General features: G+C 74.8%; 15 protein-coding genes. 10 read left to right on the top strand and 5 right to left on the bottom strand.

Annotated features, from left to right (window positions below; all coding sequences use genetic code 11):
* Positions 1 to 7 precede the first annotated feature (7 nt).
* The 4 genes from JK356_RS08545 to JK356_RS08530 form a co-directional block, all read right to left on the bottom strand.
* A complete protein-coding gene (locus JK356_RS08545; RefSeq protein ID WP_201866975.1) occupies positions 8 to 679 on the bottom strand; it encodes a response regulator transcription factor in 672 nt (223 codons plus the stop codon).
* On the bottom strand, positions 657 to 2,000 hold the full coding sequence (locus JK356_RS08540; protein ID WP_201866974.1) for a sensor histidine kinase: 1,344 nt from the start codon (positions 1,998 to 2,000) through the stop codon (positions 657 to 659). The genes JK356_RS08545 and JK356_RS08540 overlap by 23 nt, the downstream gene beginning before the upstream one ends.
* A 51-nt stretch (positions 2,001 to 2,051) precedes the next feature.
* Entirely contained in the window at positions 2,052 to 2,342 is a 291-nt protein-coding gene (locus JK356_RS08535; protein WP_201866973.1) for a hypothetical protein, read from the bottom strand.
* Positions 2,343 to 2,433: 91 nt separating this feature from the next.
* Entirely contained in the window at positions 2,434 to 3,237 is an 804-nt protein-coding gene (locus JK356_RS08530; protein WP_201866972.1) for a PspA/IM30 family protein, read from the bottom strand.
* 398 nt (positions 3,238 to 3,635) lie between these two features.
* On the opposite strand from JK356_RS08530, the gene JK356_RS08525 reads away from it, so the two are divergent.
* Both JK356_RS08525 and JK356_RS08520 read left to right on the top strand, forming a co-directional pair.
* On the top strand, positions 3,636 to 4,226 hold the full coding sequence (locus tag JK356_RS08525) for a DUF3043 domain-containing protein (RefSeq protein WP_201866971.1): 591 nt from the start codon (positions 3,636 to 3,638) through the stop codon (positions 4,224 to 4,226).
* A gap of 114 nt (positions 4,227 to 4,340) precedes the next feature.
* The gene (locus JK356_RS08520; protein ID WP_201866970.1) at positions 4,341 to 5,411 is read left to right on the top strand and encodes a S1C family serine protease; all 1,071 of its coding nucleotides are present in this window, start codon (positions 4,341 to 4,343) and stop codon (positions 5,409 to 5,411) included.
* A 43-nt stretch (positions 5,412 to 5,454) separates the two neighbouring features.
* On the opposite strand, the gene JK356_RS08515 is transcribed toward JK356_RS08520, so the two are convergent.
* Positions 5,455 to 5,667, bottom strand: a complete 213-nt coding sequence (locus JK356_RS08515; RefSeq protein ID WP_201866969.1) for a hypothetical protein — start codon at positions 5,665 to 5,667, stop codon at positions 5,455 to 5,457.
* Between the two features lie 131 nt (positions 5,668 to 5,798).
* On the opposite strand from JK356_RS08515, the gene JK356_RS08510 reads away from it, so the two are divergent.
* The 8 genes from JK356_RS08510 (at position 5,799) to JK356_RS08475 (ending at position 16,029) form a co-directional block, all read left to right on the top strand.
* Positions 5,799 to 7,004 carry a bifunctional adenosylcobinamide kinase/adenosylcobinamide-phosphate guanylyltransferase gene (locus JK356_RS08510; RefSeq protein ID WP_201866968.1) on the top strand — a complete coding sequence of 402 codons (1,206 nt, stop codon included), beginning with the start codon at positions 5,799 to 5,801 and terminating at the stop codon, positions 7,002 to 7,004.
* Positions 7,005 to 7,052: 48 nt separating this feature from the next.
* Positions 7,053 to 8,204, top strand: a complete 1,152-nt coding sequence (locus JK356_RS08505) for a nicotinate-nucleotide--dimethylbenzimidazole phosphoribosyltransferase (protein ID WP_201866967.1) — start codon at positions 7,053 to 7,055, stop codon at positions 8,202 to 8,204.
* 2 nt (positions 8,205 to 8,206) lie between these two features.
* Complete coding sequence (locus tag JK356_RS08500; RefSeq protein WP_201866966.1) at positions 8,207 to 9,001, top strand: adenosylcobinamide-GDP ribazoletransferase; 795 nt, start codon at positions 8,207 to 8,209, stop codon at positions 8,999 to 9,001.
* A 105-nt stretch (positions 9,002 to 9,106) separates the two neighbouring features.
* Complete coding sequence (locus tag JK356_RS08495; protein WP_201866965.1) at positions 9,107 to 10,648, top strand: leucyl aminopeptidase; 1,542 nt, start codon at positions 9,107 to 9,109, stop codon at positions 10,646 to 10,648.
* Positions 10,649 to 10,827: 179 nt separating this feature from the next.
* Positions 10,828 to 12,216, top strand: a complete 1,389-nt coding sequence (gene lpdA, locus JK356_RS08490; protein ID WP_201866964.1) for a dihydrolipoyl dehydrogenase — start codon at positions 10,828 to 10,830, stop codon at positions 12,214 to 12,216.
* Positions 12,217 to 12,284: 68 nt separating this feature from the next.
* Positions 12,285 to 14,063: a 2-oxoglutarate dehydrogenase, E2 component, dihydrolipoamide succinyltransferase gene (gene sucB, locus JK356_RS08485; protein WP_201866963.1), complete on the top strand. Its 1,779-nt coding sequence runs from the start codon at positions 12,285 to 12,287 to the stop codon at positions 14,061 to 14,063.
* Between the two features lie 124 nt (positions 14,064 to 14,187).
* Positions 14,188 to 14,811, top strand: a complete 624-nt coding sequence (locus JK356_RS08480) for a GntR family transcriptional regulator (protein ID WP_201866962.1) — start codon at positions 14,188 to 14,190, stop codon at positions 14,809 to 14,811.
* Positions 14,812 to 15,051: 240 nt separating this feature from the next.
* On the top strand, positions 15,052 to 16,029 hold the full coding sequence (locus tag JK356_RS08475; RefSeq protein WP_201866961.1) for a YafY family protein: 978 nt from the start codon (positions 15,052 to 15,054) through the stop codon (positions 16,027 to 16,029).
* The last annotated feature ends 29 nt before the right edge of the window (positions 16,030 to 16,058 follow it).

Raw genomic sequence — 16,058 nt, 5'->3', positions numbered from 1 at the left:
GCCGTCCTCACGCCGCCCGGGGGCGGACCAGGCCGGTCTCGTAGGCCAGAACGACGAGCTGGGCACGGTCGCGGGCGGCGAGCTTGGACAGCAGCCGGTTGATGTGCGTCTTCACCGTCAGCGGGCTCACGTCGAGCCGGCTGGCGATCTCGTCGTTGGACAGCCCGGCCGCGACCTCGGCGAGCACCTCGCGCTCCCGGGTGGTGAGCACCCGCAGCCGCGAGTCGTCCAGCGGCGTCTCCCGGCGGTCCGCCTGCGCGAGGAACCGGGCGATCAGGCCGCGGGTGGCGGCGGGAGAGAGCAGGGACTCCCCCGCCGCGACGAGGCGGATGGCGTTGAGCAGCTCGGCGGGCTCCGCGCCTTTGCCGAGGAAGCCCGAGGCCCCGGCGCGCAGCGCTTCCACCACGTAGTCGTCGGACTCGAACGTGGTCAGGATGAGCACCTTGACGCCGCGCAGCCGCGGATCGGCGGCAAGGGCGCGGGTGGCGGCCAGGCCGTCGGTGCCGGGCATCCGGATGTCCATCAGCACCACGTCCGCGCCGGACTCCCGCACCGCCCGGACCGCCTCGGCACCGTCGGCCGCCTCGCCGGTGACCGTCATGTCCGGCTCGGACTCCACCAGCACCCGGAACGCACTGCGCAGCAGTGCCTGGTCATCAGCCAGAACCACGCGTATCACAGCACCTCCCGTTCCGCTGGCGCGGGGCGGCGGCCGTCCGGGGCGGGTCCAGCGGCAGGACGGCCCGGACCCGGAAGCCGCCGCCGTCGGTCCGGCCGGCCTCACAGGTGCCGCCGAGGGCGGCGGCCCGCTCCCGCATCCCCACCAGGCCGTGCCCGCCCTCGGCGTGGCCGCTCGTGTCCGGATCGCTGGCCGGGTCACTGTCTGGTTCACTGCCCGGGCCGCCGGTGCCGGGCGCGCGGCCGTTGTCGAGCACCGTGATGTCCAGCCGCTCCCCCGCCTCCCCGGCGCGGACGACCCGCACCAGGGCAGTGGCCCGCGGCCCGGCGTGCTTGTGCACGTTGGTCAGCGCCTCCTGGACGATGCGGTAGGCGGCCAGGTCCACGGCCGAGGGCAGCGGCCCGCCGGTGCGGACGTCCACGGTCACCGACATCCCGGTGCGGGTGAAGCCCTCGACCAGCTCGCCGAGCACGGCCAGGCCGCCCGCCGGCGCGGTCGGGGCGACGGGCTCGTCACGCTGGCGCAGCAGGCCGACGGTGGTCTGGAGTTCGCTGAGGGCGCGGCGGCTGGCCTGCCGGATGTGAGCCAGGGCCTCCTTGGCCTGGTCGGGCCGCGAGTCCATGACATGCGAGGCGACCCCGGCCTGGACGTTGACCAGCGAGATGTGGTGGGCGACGACGTCGTGCAGCTCGCGGGCGATGCGCATGCGCTCCTCGGTAACGCGGCGCCGCGCCTCCTCCTCCCGGGTCTGCTCAGCCCGCTCGGCGCGCTCCCGGATGGCCGCCATGACGGCGCGGCCGTTGCGGAGCGCCTCGCCGAGCGCCGCCGCCAGCGCGATCCAGGCGAAGACGCCGAGGTTCTCGGAGGAGTACCAGGGCTGCTGGCCGAGCAGCATCGCGGCGGGGGTGACGACGGCCAGCGTGGCCAGGCCCGCGCGCCGCGTGGTGACGGGACCGGAGCGGCTGGCCAGCGAGAACAGCGCGACCGCCACGGTCACGGCGAGAGAGGCGTGCCGTTCGGACGGCGGGTGAGAGGAGGTGCTCAGGGCCAGATCGGTCACGGTGATCGCGCAGGTGGCCGCGAGCACCGCGAGCGGGTGACGGCGGCGCGCCATGAGCAGGGCGCTGGCGAGGGCACCGAGCAGCGCCGTGTGGGCCGGCAGCGGGCGCTCCCCGAAACCGGGGCCGGAGTCGGGCGACTGCGTCGGGGTGACGGAGGCGATGAGGAGGACGGCGTAAGCGCCGGCGGCCAGCAGCGCGTCCAGCGCCCGCGGGTGAGCCTTCAGCCACTGCCGGGCGCGGGCGCCGTGCCTGGCTATCACGCCGCGGGAGCGGGCCGGACGGGCGGGAGAGAAACGGGCTGGCGCACGTGCTCAGCTCTCCGGGACGCCCGGGATGAGGCCGTCGTCGGTGAGCATGGCACGGACCTCCTCAAGCGTGGCCTCCGGCGACGGCAGGATCAGCTCGGAGGGCTCGAGCGAGTCCTCCGGCAGCGGCCTGCCGGCCTTCCTGACGGCCTCCAGGAGGGCGTCGAGGGTACGGCGGAAGCCGTCGGTGTCGCCCGACTCGACCTCCGCCATCAGCTCGTCGTCCAGCTCGTTCAGCGTGACGAGATGGCTGTCGTCCAGTTCGACCTGGCCCTCGCCCATGATCCGCACGATCACGGCTTGCTCCTCACGACCGACCGGGGCGGCGGGCGGCGGCACCACCGCTTTCCTCTTCTTCTACCACCGGCGGCCGCCGGCCGCCCGGCGGTCACGGCTTGTCGAAGCGGGGGGACTCCTGCCGCTGCTCCGTGACCTGCGTCTCGCTCTGGCCGCTGCCGCTCTCCAGCGCCTGCCGCTGGCTGGAGCTGCCGCCGGCCAGCTCGGCTTTCATGCGCTCCAGCTCCAGCTCGACGTCCGCGTTGCCCGAGATGCGGTCAAGCTCGGCGGTGAGGTCGTCCTTGGAGGTGCCGGTCGGGTCGTCGAGCGCGCCGGAAGCCAGCAGCTCGTCGATGGCGCCGGAGCGCGCCTGGAGCTGGGCGGTCTTGTCCTCGGCGCGCTGGATGGCCATGCCGACGTCGCCCATCTCCTCGGAGATGCCGGAGAACGCCTCGCCGATGCGCGTCTGGGCCTGCGCGGCGGTGTAGGTGGCCTTGATGGTCTCCTTGCGGGTGCGGAAGGCGTCCACCTTCGCCTGGAGCCGCTGGGCCGCGAGGGTGAGCTTGTTCTCCTCCGTCTGGAGCGTCTCGTGCTGCTGCTGGAGGTCGGACACCTGCTGCTGGAGGGCGGCGCGGCGGGTGAGCGCCTCGCGGGCGAGGTCCTCGCGGCCGAGGGACAGCGCCTTCCTGCCCTGTTCCTCCAGCTTGTCGGACTCCTTGTTCAGCTGGTTGAGCTGAAGCTCCAGCCGCTTGCGGGACGTGGCGACGTCGGCGACGCCGCGCCGCACCTTCTGGAGCAGCTCCAGCTGCTTCTGGTACGAGTAGTCGAGCGTCTCGCGCGGGTCCTCGGCCCGGTCAAGAGCCTTGTTGGCCTTCGCGCGGAAGATCATTCCCATCCGCTTCATGACACCGCTCATGGGCCTCCGCGCCCCTCTCATGTGACGGTCTCGATCTCGGCGGCTGCACGCAGGGCCGCACCACTAGCCTAAACGGCCTGTATCTATTAGGGCACCGCCCAGCACCCGATGCCCTCCTCCTCGGGAATGATCCTCGGAATGTTTCCGCCCGGCCCGGATAGCACACGAGGCGGAGAAGGCCGGGGAGATGCCGGGAAAGCGCGGGGACGCCCGCCGAGAAGACCGGGCGGAAACCCCGCAGACGACGAACGGTATGCGTCAGAACGCCCGTGAGAACACCGGAGAACACACGGAAGAGAACGAGGAGAGTACCGGCCGTGGCACGGTGCGGGGCCGTTGCACGATCGTTCCCGCCCAGGTCTGGCCGGGGCTGCACGGCCAGAACGTAGGCTAAAGGCGTGTTCCGAAGCCGTTCGAAAGAGAACAAGACCCCCCAGCAGGCAGCCGAGCCGCCGAAGGCCCGCGACCCCCAGGCGCCCAAGGGCCGCCCGACGCCCAAGCGCGCCGAGGCCGAGGCGCTGCGCCGCGCGGTCGTCAAGCCTCCGGCCACCCGCAAGGAGGCGGCCAGGCGTGCCCGGGAGGCCAGGAGGGCCGCGCTGGCGAAGCAGCGTGAGGCGCTGCTTTCCGGCGACGAGCGGCACCTGCCGCTGCGCGACCGGGGCCCGGTGCGGCGTTTCGCGCGTGACTACGTGGACGCGAAGTGGCATGTGGCGGAGTACTTCCTGCCGCTCGCCGTGGTGATCCTGGTGCTGAGCATGCTGCCCTCACTCGCGGCGAGGAACCTCGCCCTGCTGCTGTGGCTGGGCGTGATCCTGATGATCGTCTTCGACTCGGTGGTGACCGCGCGCCGCCTGAAGCGGCAGCTGCGCGAGCGCTTCCCCAACGAGAACCTCCGGGGCGCGACGGCCTACGCCCTGATGCGCACGCTCCAGATGCGGCGGATGCGGCTGCCCAAGCCGCAGGTCGAGCGGGGACAGGCACCGAGGTAACGGCGTAACGGCGGGACGGGACCGCGGGGATCCCCGCGCCCGTTCGAGCGGCCGTCGCCGCCGGGCAGCGCCGCTTCCTTCAGCGGCACCCGGGGCGTGCCGACAATGTCGGGCATGCCGCCCGTTCGCGTGCCGTCGCCACCCGCCCGTTCTTCCGTGATGCTGGCCGCGTGCGCGCTGTGCGCGCTGCCGCTGGCGGGCTGCACGGGCGGCGCGCCGTCCTCCCCGGGCGCCGCCGAGGCCAGCGCGGCGACCGCACCCGCGCCGACGGTGACCACGGAACTCCAGGAGGCGTACCAGCGGGTGGTCACCGACGTGCTGCCGTCGGTGGTGCAGATCACGGCGGGTGACCGGCTCGGCTCCGGCGTCGTCTACGACGAGGAGGGCCACATCGTCACCAACGCGCACGTGGTGGGCGACGCCAAGCGGTTCGAAGTGGCGATGGCGACCGGGGGCGACGCGCTCCCGGCCCGGCTGGTGGCGTCCTATCCGGAGCAGGACCTGGCCGTCATCCGCCTGACCGACCTGCCGGACCGGCTGCGGCCGGCCGTCTTCGGTGACTCCGCCGAGGTGGAGGTCGGCCAGATCGTGATGGCGATGGGCAACCCGCTTGGCCTGTCCTCCAGCGTCACCCAGGGCATCGTCTCGGCGGTCGGACGTTCCGTCAGCGAGGGCGAGGGCCGCGCCGCCCTCGGCAACATGGTGCAGACGTCGGCCGACATCAACCCCGGCAACAGCGGCGGCGCGCTGGTCAATCTCTCCGGCCAGGTCATCGGCATCCCCACACTGGCCGCCCGCGACCCCGAACTCGGCGGCGGCCAGGCCCCGGGCATCGGCTTCGCCATCCCGGCCTCCACGGTCACCTCGCTGGCCGAGCAGATGATCGAACACGGCCGCGTGATCGACTCCGGCCGCGCCGAACTGGGTGTCACGGTGCGTACCGTGCTCGGCGATGGCTTCGAGCCGGCGGGCGCCGCCGTCGTGGAGGTCACCGAGGACGGCCCCGCCGAGCGGGCGGGGCTGCGGCCGGGCGACGTGATCACCGCCCTGGGCCAGGAGCCGGTGACGGACGTCGTCTCGCTGTCGGAGGCCCTGGCCAGCCTGCGCCCCGGCCGCGAGACGGAGATCCGCTACGAGCGCGACGGCACCGAGCACACCTCCCGCGTCACCCTCGGCGAGGCCTGAAGCCCGGCTGCGGGCCGCGCGGCCCGCAGCCCGGGGCCGGCCGTCAGTCCTCGGTGGCCGCGTGCAGGCTCATCGGGCCGTAGACCTTCACGCCGTCTTCCAGGAGCGTGACCTGGTCGACGCCCTCCTCCAGCAGCTGCCGCCAGGTCTCGCCGATCCATGACTCGGCGTCGCCCTGGGTGCCGAAGTCGCCGGGCGACGACGACGGTTCGGTCACCGTGCCGTCCGCCTTCTCGAAGCGCCACTCCCACGCCATGTACGCCTCCCGCCGTGTGCCGATCCGCTGCTGGCCTTCGTGACGCCCGCGATGCGCCAGCCTAGATCACGTCAGCTTTTCCCCCCAGCCTGACCGCGCGGTACCAGCCGGTTCCGGGAGAGGATCGCGGTGTGGACATCACCCTGCTCGGCACCGGCGCCCCCGGCGGACTGCCCCGCCCCGGGTGCCCCTGCGCCCCGTGTGCCCGCGCGCTCGGCGAGCACGCCAGGACGCCGGCCTGCGTGCTCGTCGACGACGTGCTGCTGCTCGATCTGGCTCCCGGCGCGGTGCTGTCGGCCGCGCGGGCGGGCCGGTCGCTGCACGGCGTGCGGCAGCTGCTCCTGAGCCACCCCCACGCCGGCGGCGCGGCGGCGCACGTGCCGCCCGGGCTGCCCGCGCCCGTCCGGGTGCCGCCCGGCGGCGACCTGGCCCTGCTCAGCGGCCACCGGGTGCGGGCGCTGGCCGTGGACGGCGAGGGCACGGGCTACGCCGTGACGGGCCCCGACGGCGACCGGCTGCTGTACCTGCCGCCCGGCGCGGCGCCCGCCGCGCGCGACGGGTACGGGCCGCCGTTCGACGTGTGCCTGCTGGACGTGACCGGGCGGCCCGACGGGCTGGCAGCGCTCCGCGCCTGGGGGGCGGTCACGCCCATGACCGACGTGCTGGCGGTGCATCTGGACCACGACGTGCCGCCGGGCGCCGAGACCCGGCGCCGCCTGGCGGCCGCGGGCGCGCGGGCCGAGCCGGACGGCACGACGCTGCGCGCCGCCGACTACCGGCCGCCGCCGGAGCCGCCGCGCCGCACGCTGGTGCTCGGCGGGGCGCGGTCCGGCAAGTCGGCCGAAGCGGAGCGGCGGCTGGCGGCCTATCCGGGCGTCGTCTACGTCGCCACGGCGGGCCGCGGCGACGGGGACCCGGAGTGGGCCGCCCGGATTGAGGCGCACCGCGCCCGCCGCCCGGCGGGCTGGTCCACGGTCGAGACCACCGACCTGGAGCCGCTGCTCGCCGACGCGGACGGGCCGCCGCTGCTGGTGGACTGCCTGACGCTGTGGCTGACCCGGGTGATGGACGCCGCCGGCGCCTGGGACGACGAGCGGTGGGAGCACGGCGCCGCCGCCCGCCTGGCCGCGCGCACCGCCGCCCTCGCCGCCGCCGTCCGCGACAGCCGCCGCACCATGGTGCTCGTCAGCAACGAGGCCGGCTCCGGCGTCGTGCCCGCCACCGCCTCCGGCCGCCGCTTCCGCGACGAACTGGGCAGGCTCAACGCGGCCGTTGCCGCCGAGTGCGAGCAGGTGCTGCTCGTCACCGCGGGGGTGGTCTGCCCGCTGCGGACCTGACCGCGTGCACGGGCGACGGGCGCGGGGCCGGACGGTACGCTCAGGGCCATGAGCGACGGCGGTGTGAATCTCGATGCCTTCGGCAAACTCATCGAGCGCCCAAGTGCCCAGCTGCGGCGGGACGCTGCGGAGCGCCGGGCGCATGGCCCGGTGCCGCCGAGGGCGCTGGGACGGCTGGACGAGACCGGCGCCTGGCTGTCGGCGGTCCAGGGCCGGGTCCCTGCCGGGCCGATCGAGCGGCCCAAGGCCGTGCTCTTCGCCGGCGACCACGGCGTCGCCGCGCTCGGCGTCTCGGCGCGGCCGCAGGGCGGCGCGGTCGACCTGGTGCGCGGCGTGCTGGACGGCACCAGCCCGGTGGCCGTGCTGGCGCGCGGCTCCGGGGTGCCGGTGCGCGTCGTGGACACCTCGCTGGACTGCCCCGCCGGCGACCTGCCCGCCGAGGTCACCTCGCGCCGGGTGCGCCGGGGCTCCGGGCGGCTGGACGTCGAGGACTCGCTGACCCTGGCGGAAGCGGAGGAGGCGTTCCAGGCCGGCGTCGACCTGGCCGACGAGGAGGCCGACTCCGGCACGGACCTGATCGCGCTCGGCGACATCTCCGTCGGCGGCACGACCGCGGCCGGAGTGCTGATCGCCGCCATGTGCGGCACGGACGCCTCCGTCGTCACCGGCCGGGGCGGGCAGCGGATCGACGACCTGATGTGGATGCGCAAGTGCGCCGCCATCCGGGACGGGCTGCGCCGGGCCCGCCCGGTGATCGGCGACCAGCTGCGGCTGCTGGCGACCGCCGCCGGGGCCGACCTGACAGCGATGACCGGCTTCCTGCTCCAGTGCGCGGTGCGCCGCACGCCCGTCATCCTCGACGGCGTGGTCTCGGCGGCCTGCGCGCTGGTGGCGCAGCGGATCGCGTTCCGCTCCCCCGACTGGTGGATCGCGGGCCACGCCAGCGGCGAGCCGGGGCAGGCCAAGGCCCTCGACCGGCTGTCGATGCGGCCGCTGCTGGACCACGGGGTGACGGCCGGCGAGGGCACGGGGGCGCTGCTGGCGCTGCCGCTGGTCCGCGCCGCCGCCCAGCTGGCCGCCGAACTGCCCGCGGGCGAGGAGCCCGGCACCGGGGAACCGGACGCGGCGGACCCCGCGTCCGCCGGCGGGCCGGACGGCGGTGAGGCGGAGGACGCCGCGGCCATCGCCGAAGCGACCTGACGATGGCGGCCCTGCCGCGCGCGGGCCTGCGGTTCGCGTTCGGAACGCTCACGGTGCTGCCCGTCGGCGGCCCGGTGGCATGGGACCGGCGGACGGCCGGGCAGGGCATGCTCTGCGCCCCGGTGGTGGGCCTGACGGTGGGGCTCGCCGCCGCGGCGGCCGCGGCCGTGGTGCGCGAGCTGGAGATGGGCTGGCTGCTGGCGTCCGTCGCCGCCGTCGCCGTCCCCGCGTACCTCTCGCGTGGGCTGCACCTGGACGGCCTGGCCGACGTCGCCGACGGGCTGGGCAGCGGCCGGCCCGCCGAGGAGGCGCGGCGGGTGATGAAGCGGTCCGACACCGGGCCGTTCGCGGTCGTCACGCTGGTGCTGGTGCTGCTGGCGCAGACGGCTGCCCTGTACGAGCTGTGCCACCGGGGCTACTGGGCGGCACCCGCCGCCGCCCTGCTGGCCCAGCTCGCCGCGCGCACCGCCCTGACGTCGGCGTGCCGCAGCGGCGTCCCGGCAGCCGCCCCCGACGGGCTCGGCGCGGCGGTGGCGGGCACGGTGGCCGCGCCGCGGGCGCTGGCGGTGGCGGCCGGCGCCGTCGCGCTGGGCGCCGTCCTGGGCGGGCTGACCGCCGCGGATGCCCCGGCGGGCGTGGTGGGCGGCGCGGCCGCCGTGGTGCTGGGGCTGGGGGCCGCCGAGCTGCTGCTGCGCCGCTGCGTGCGGCGGCTGGGCGGGGTCACCGGCGACGTGCTGGGGGCGCTGGCGGAGACGGCCGCCACCGTAACGCTCGTCGTACTCACCCTCACCGCGTGACAACCCGGCCCCCGGGCGTAGGCTTCACTGCCAGACGTCCCGCCCCCGGTCTCCTGGGAGGTGCCGAGGACCGTCCCCTGCCCCACGACGGAACGGACCCACGCTGTGACTTCACTGACCCTCAGTTCCTCCTCCGCCGCGCAGGCCGACTCCGACGCCGTCGTGATCGGTCTCGTCAAGGGTGAGGAGGGCCCGGCTCTGGCCCCCGGCTCGGCCGCGTCCGAGGTGGACGTGGCGTTCGGCGGCAGACTGGCCGCCCTGCTGGCGACGGTGGGCGCCAAGGGTGCCGAGGAGGAGATCACCAAGCTGCCCGCGCCCGAGGGCCTCGCCGCTCCGCTTGTCGTCGCCGTCGGCCTCGGCGCGGCCCCGGAAGGCGCCGGGAGCGACGGCCAGGAGGGTGCCTGGCCGGCCGAGACACTGCGCCGCGCGGCGGGCTCCGCCGCCCGGGCGCTGGCCGGGACCCGGCGCGCCGCGTTCGGGCTGCCGGCGGGCGACGCCGCGGCGGTGGCCGCCGTCGCCGAGGGCGCGCTGCTGGGCGCCTACGCGTTCACAGCCTTCCGCGGTGAGCGGGAGGACGACAGCCAGGCGCCGCTGGCCGAGGTGACCGTGCTGACGCCCGCGGCGGACGCGGCGGACCACCGCGCCGCCGCCGAGCGGGCCACGGTGCTCGCCGCCGAGGTGGCACGCGCTCGTGACCTGGTCAACACGCCCGCGAACGCCCTGTCCCCCGAGGACTTCGCCGCCGCCGCGCGGGCGGCCGCCGAGGAGTTCGGGCTGGCCGTTGAGGTGCTCGACGAGCAGGCGCTCACCGAGGGCGGCTACGGCGGCATCCTCGGTGTCGGCAAGGGCTCGGCGACGCCGCCGCGGCTGGTGCGGCTGGCGTACACGCACGAGGCGGCCACGTCCTCGCTGGCGCTGGTCGGCAAGGGCATCACGTACGACTCGGGCGGCCTGTCGCTGAAGCCGGTCGGCGCCAACGAGACGATGAAGTGCGACATGAGCGGCGCGGCCGCGGTCTTCGCGGCCGTGGTGGCCGCGAAGCGGCTGGGCCTGAAGGTGAACCTCACCGGCTGGCTGGCGCTCGCGGAGAACATGCCGTCCGGGTCGGCGAGCCGCCCCGGTGACGTGCTGACGATGTACGGCGGCCGGACGGTGGAGGTGCGCAACACCGACGCCGAGGGCCGCCTGGTGCTGGCCGACGCGCTCGTGCGGGCCAGCGAGGAGTCGCCGGACGCGCTGGTCGACGTGGCGACGCTGACCGGCGCGATGACCGTGGCGCTGGGCGACCGCACGTTCGGCGTGCTGGGCAACGACGACGCCTTCCGCGACCTGGTGCACGAGACGGCCGAGCAGGCCGGGGAGCAGTCCTGGCCGCTGCCGATGCCCGCCGATCTCGCCGAGGGCCTGCGCTCGCCGGTCGCGGACGTGGCGAACGTCGGCCCGCGCCGGGGCGGCGGCCTGGCGGCCGGCATCTTCCTGAAGGGGTTCGTGCCCGACGGCACCCGCTGGGCGCACCTGGACATCGCGGGACCGGCGTTCAACGAGGGGTCCGCGTTCGGCTACACCCCCAAGGGCGGCACCGGTTCGGCGGTGCGCACCCTGGTCCGCCTGGCGGAACGGGCAGCCGCCGGCGACCTCGCGGGGTGAGAAACCCCACACCGTTCCGCGGCCCCGGTCCGCCTGCGGCGGCCGGGGCCGCTGCCCGGCGCGCGGTGCGGGGTGCGAAGATGGTGACCCGGCAGGACAGGGCCAGGCTCCACCACGACGGCGAGCCGCACGCAGGCCGCGACCAGCGGCCCACAACCCCATCCTTGGAGGAACGTGACGTGGCGAACGACGCCAGCACCGTGTTCGACCTAGTGATCCTCGGTGGCGGCAGCGGTGGTTACGCAGCGGCCCTGCGCGCCTCACAGCTTGGCCTGGACGTCGCCCTCATCGAGAAGAACAAGCTCGGTGGCACCTGCCTGCACAACGGCTGCATCCCCACGAAGGCCCTGCTGCACGCGGGCGAGGTCGCCGACGCCGCCCGGTCGGGCGGGGAGTTCGGCGTGAAGACGTCCTTCGACGGCATCGACATGGCCGCGGTGCACGCCTACAAGGACAGCGTGATCTCCGGCCTGTACAAGGGCCTCCAGGGCCTGGTGGCCTCGCGGAAGATCACGTACGTCGAGGGTGAGGGGCGGCTGTCCTCCCCCACTTCCGTGGACGTGGGCGGCCAGCGCTACACCGGGCGCCGCGTCGTCCTGGCCACCGGTTCGGTGCCCCGGTCCCTGCCCGGCCTGACCATCGACGGCGACCGGATCATCTCCTCCGACCACGCCCTCACTCTTGACCGGGTGCCGAAGTCGGCCATCGTGCTCGGCGGCGGCGTCATCGGCGTGGAGTTCGCCTCGCTGTGGAAGTCCTTCGGCACCGACGTCACCATCGTCGAGGGCCTGCCGCACCTGGTGCCCGCCGAGGACGAGAACACCTCGAAGCTGCTGGAGCGGGCGTTCCGCAGGCGCGGCATCTCCTTCTCGCTCGGCTCCTTCTTCAAGGCGGCTGAGTACACCGACAGCGGCGTCCGGGTCACCCTGGAGGACGGCAAGAGCTTCGAGGCCGAGGTGCTGCTCGTCGCCATCGGCCGCGGCCCGGTCTCGCAGGGGCTGGGGTATGAGGAAGCCGGGATCGCGATGGACCGCGGCTACGTGCTGGTCGACGAGTACTGCCAGACCAACGTGCCGACGGTCTCGGCGGTCGGTGACCTCATCCCGACGCCGCAGCTCGCGCACGTCGGCTTCGCCGAGGGCATCCTGGTGGCGGAGCGGGCGGCGGGTCTGTCCCCCGTGCCGATCGACTACGACGGCGTGCCCCGGGTGACGTACTGCCACCCGGAGGTCGCCTCCGTCGGCCTCACGGAGGCCAAGGCCAAGGAGGTGTACGGTGCCGACCAGGTCGTCACCCTGAAGTACAACCTCGCCGGCAACGGCAGGAGCAAGATCCTCAAGACGGCGGGCGAGATCAAGCTCGTGCGGGTCCGCGACGGCGCCGTGGTCGGCGTCCACATGGTCGGGGACCGGATGGGTGAGCAGGTCGGCGAGGCACAGCTGATCTACAACTGGGAGGCGCTGCCCTCCGAGGTGGCACAGCTCATCCACGCGCATCCGACGCAGAACGAGGCCCTGGGCGAGGCCCACCTGGCCCTGGCCGGCAAGCCGCTGCACTCCCACGACTGACGACCTGGCCGCGAACTTCCCCGTCAGCGCGACATCAACCGCATTTTTCGTAAGGAGCACCAGAGACCATGGCGGTTTCCGTAACCCTGCCGGCGCTCGGCGAGAGCGTGACCGAGGGCACCGTCACCCGCTGGCTCAAGGCCGAGGGCGAGCGCGTCGAGGCCGACGAGCCGCTGCTGGAGGTCTCCACCGACAAGGTGGACACCGAGATCCCCGCCCCCGCCGCGGGCGTGCTGACCTCCATCAGGGTCGCCGAGGACGAGACCGTGGAGGTCGGCGCCGAGCTGGCCGTCATCGACGACGGCTCCGGCGCCCCGGCCGCCGCCCCGGCACCCGCTGCCGAGTCCGCCCCGGCCCCCGAGCCTGAGCCCGCGCCCGCGCCCGCCCCGGCGCAGCCGGAGCCCGCCGCGCAGGCGCCCGCGCCCGCGCCGCAGGGCGGCGGCGCGGAGGGCACCGACGTGGTGCTCCCCGCGCTGGGCGAGAGCGTGACCGAGGGCACCGTCACCCGCTGGCTGAAGTCGGTCGGCGAGGAGGTGGAGGCCGACGAACCGCTGCTGGAGGTCTCCACCGACAAGGTGGACACCGAGATCCCCGCCCCGGTCTCCGGCACGCTGCTGGAGATCACGGTGGGCGAGGACGAGACGGCCGAGGTGGGCGCGAAGCTTGGCGTGATCGGTGCGGCGGGCGCCGCCCCGGCCGCTCCCGCCGAGCCCGCGGCGCCGGCGCCTGAGCCCGCTCCGGCCCCGGCGCCTGAGCCCGCTCCGGCTCCGGCTCCCCAGCCCGCACCGGCCGCGCAGGCTCCCGCCCCCGCCCCCGCCCCCGCTCCGGCCCCGGCCCCGGCGCCTGAGCCGGCTCCGGCCCCGGCTCCCCAGCCCGCACCGGCCGCGCAGCCCGCGCCGGCGGCCGCGCCCGCTGCCGACGGCGTCTACGTCACGCCGCTGGTGCGCAAGCTCGCCGCCGAGCACAACGTCGACCTGACCCAGGTCAAGGGCTCCGGCGTCGGCGGCCGCATCCGCAAGCAGGACGTGCTCGCGGCGGCCGAGGCCGCCAAGGCGGCGCAGGCGGCTCCGGCGGCCGCCGCCCCGGCCGCGGCGCCGAGCCGTCCGGCGGCGCAGCCGTCGCCGCTGCGCGGCCAGACGGTCAAGATGTCGCGGATCCGCAAGGTCATCGCCGAGAACATGATGAGGGCGCTGCACAACCAGGCGCAGCTCTCCACCGTGGTCGAGGTCGACGTCACGCGGATCATGCGGCTGCGGGCCCGGGCCAAGGATGCGTTCCTGGCCCGCGAAGGCGTGAAGCTGTCGCCGATGCCCTTCTTCGTGAAGGCGGCGGCGGAGGCCCTCAAGTACCACCCGGCCATCAACGCCAGGATCAACGACGACGGCACCATCACGTACCACGACGTGGAGAACATCGGCATCGCCGTGGACTCCGAGAAGGGCCTGATGGTCCCGGTCATCAAGGGCGCCGGCGACCTGAGCCTGGCGGGTATCGCCAAGAAGACGGCGGAGCTGGCCGACAAGGTCCGCAACGGCGGCCTGGCACCGGACGACATGTCCGGGGGCACGTTCACGATCAGCAACACCGGTTCGCGCGGTGCGCTGTTCGACACGATCATCGTGAACTACCCGCAGGTGGCGGAGCTGGGCATCGGCGCCACCGTGCGCCGCCCGGTCGTGGTCAACCACCCGGAGCTCGGCGAGACCATCGCCATCCGCGACATGGTCTACCTGACGCTCTCCTACGACCACCAGCTGGTGGACGGCGCCGACGCGGCCCGGTACCTGAACGACGTCAAGGCCCGGCTGGAGGCCGGCGAGTTCGAGGGCGAGCTCGGCCTGTCGTGACCTGCCGGTCGTGACCGGCCTGTCAGACCGGTGGGCCCCTGCGCAGGGGCCCACCGGTGCGGCGCGCCCCGTCCGGGGTATCCGGGCGGGGCGCAACCCGTGTGCACACCCCACAGGAGCGAAGATGAGTCCGCCCGTCGTCCACTCGCTGCGCAAGCAGATCCGCGAGCACATCGTGGAGGGCATCGTCAGCGGGCGCTGGCAGCCGGGCCAGCGGATCGTGGAGCGGCGGATCGCGGTCGAGCTCCAGGTCAGCCAGACCCCCGTCCGGGAGGCGCTGCGCGAGCTGGAGGCGCTGCGGCTGATCGAGTCGGCCCCCAACAAGGGGGTGCGGGTGCGGGCGCTGACCGCCGCCGACCTGGAGGAGATCTACCCGGTGCGGGCCGGGCTGGAGCAGATCGCCGCCGAGCTGGCGGCCGAGCGGCTCGCCACGGACGTCTCCGCGCTGGAGCCGGAGGTCACGGCGCTGTACGAGGCCGACCGGCACGGCGACGCCGAGGCGCAGGTCGGACACACGGTCGCCTTCCACCGCGCGCTGGTGGCGGCCTCGGGCAACAGCGTGCTGCTGCACACCTGGGAGTCCCTGGGCATCGAGATCGTCACGGCGCTGTCCATACGGTGGCTCGGCACGCGGCAGCAGTCCTTCGCCGAGGAGCACCAGGAGCTGGTGGACGCGTTCGTGCGGCGCGATCCGCGCATCGGCGAGCTGGTGAAGGTGCACGTGCTCAACTGTGCACCCCGTGCCTGACAGTTTGGGGTCCGTCCCGGAATGAGGGGGCTTGCGCTGGCACGGAATGCCAATTTTGCCCGAACCCTTTGATCGATCATCGATCAGTGCCTACAGTGCTCGCAGCCGTACCGCTTCCTGTCCTGCCCTGCGGTGCGGTGCAAAGCCCGAGGCCCGGGTCCCGTACGTCGCGCCAGAGCACGGGGCCCGGCCCTCCGGTGACGGCTCAGCGGCCGTGCGGAGCGGGGCAAGATAAAGCCCATGCGCGCGGCACGGCTGATCAAGATGGTGCTGCTCCTCCAGGCGCGTCGCGAGATGACCGCCGCCGAACTCGCCGAGGAGCTCGAGGTCTCCGAGCGCACCGTCTCCCGTGACGTGCTGGCCCTCTCCGAGGCGGGCGTGCCCGTCTACGCCGACCGCGGGCGCGGGGGCGGCTACCGGCTGACCGGCGGCTACCGCACCCGGCTGACGGGGCTGGGCCGCAGCGAGGCCGAGGCGCTGTTCCTCTCCGGCGTGCCCACGGCGCTGCGCGACATGGGGCTGGCGGACGCCGCCTCCGCCGCCCGGCTGAAGGTCTCGGCAGCGCTGATGCCCGAGCTGCGGGACGCGCCGCAGAGCGCGGCCCAGCGCTTCCACCTGGACGCCCCCGGCTGGTGGCAGCCGCCCCAGACGCCCCCGCTGCTGCCCGCGGTCGCCGAGGCCGTCTGGGACGACCTGCGGCTGCGTGTGCGGTACACGCGCCGCGACGGCCAGGAGGTGACGCGGACGCTCGACCCGTACGGGCTGGTGCTCAAGGCCGGCGTCTGGTACCTGACGGCGCGGGCCGAGGGCGGCGGCTTCCGGGTCTACCGGGTGGAACGCTTCACGGCCGCTGAGGCCACGGGCGAGCGGTTCGCACGCGACGAAACGTTCGAGCTGGCCGCCTTCTGGGAGCAGCGCGCCGCGGAGTTCGCCCGCTCGCTGCTGCGGGACCGGGTGACGGTGCGGGTGTCGCCGCTGGGCGCCCGGCTGCTGCGTGTCGCGACCGACCGTGCCGCGGCCGAGGAGGCGCTGGCGCGGGCCGGGGAGCCGGACGAGGCGGGGTGGGTCACGGTGACGGTGGCGGTCGAGTCGCTCGAGGTCGCCTACTCGCAGCTGCTCATGCTCGGCCCGGAGGGCGAGGTGCTGGCGCCGGACTCGCTGCGGCAGCGGTTCGCCGAGGCCGCCCGCCGGTCCGCCGCCCTCTACGGGGTGGGGTGAGACGCTGCCCGGGCGGGCACCCCCTGCCC

Source organism: Streptomyces sp. 7-21, assembly GCF_016741785.1.
Lineage (GTDB): Bacteria > Actinomycetota > Actinomycetes > Streptomycetales > Streptomycetaceae > Streptomyces.
Note: the sequence above shows the minus strand (reverse complement) of the source record. Positions and strands in the feature narration are given on the sequence as shown.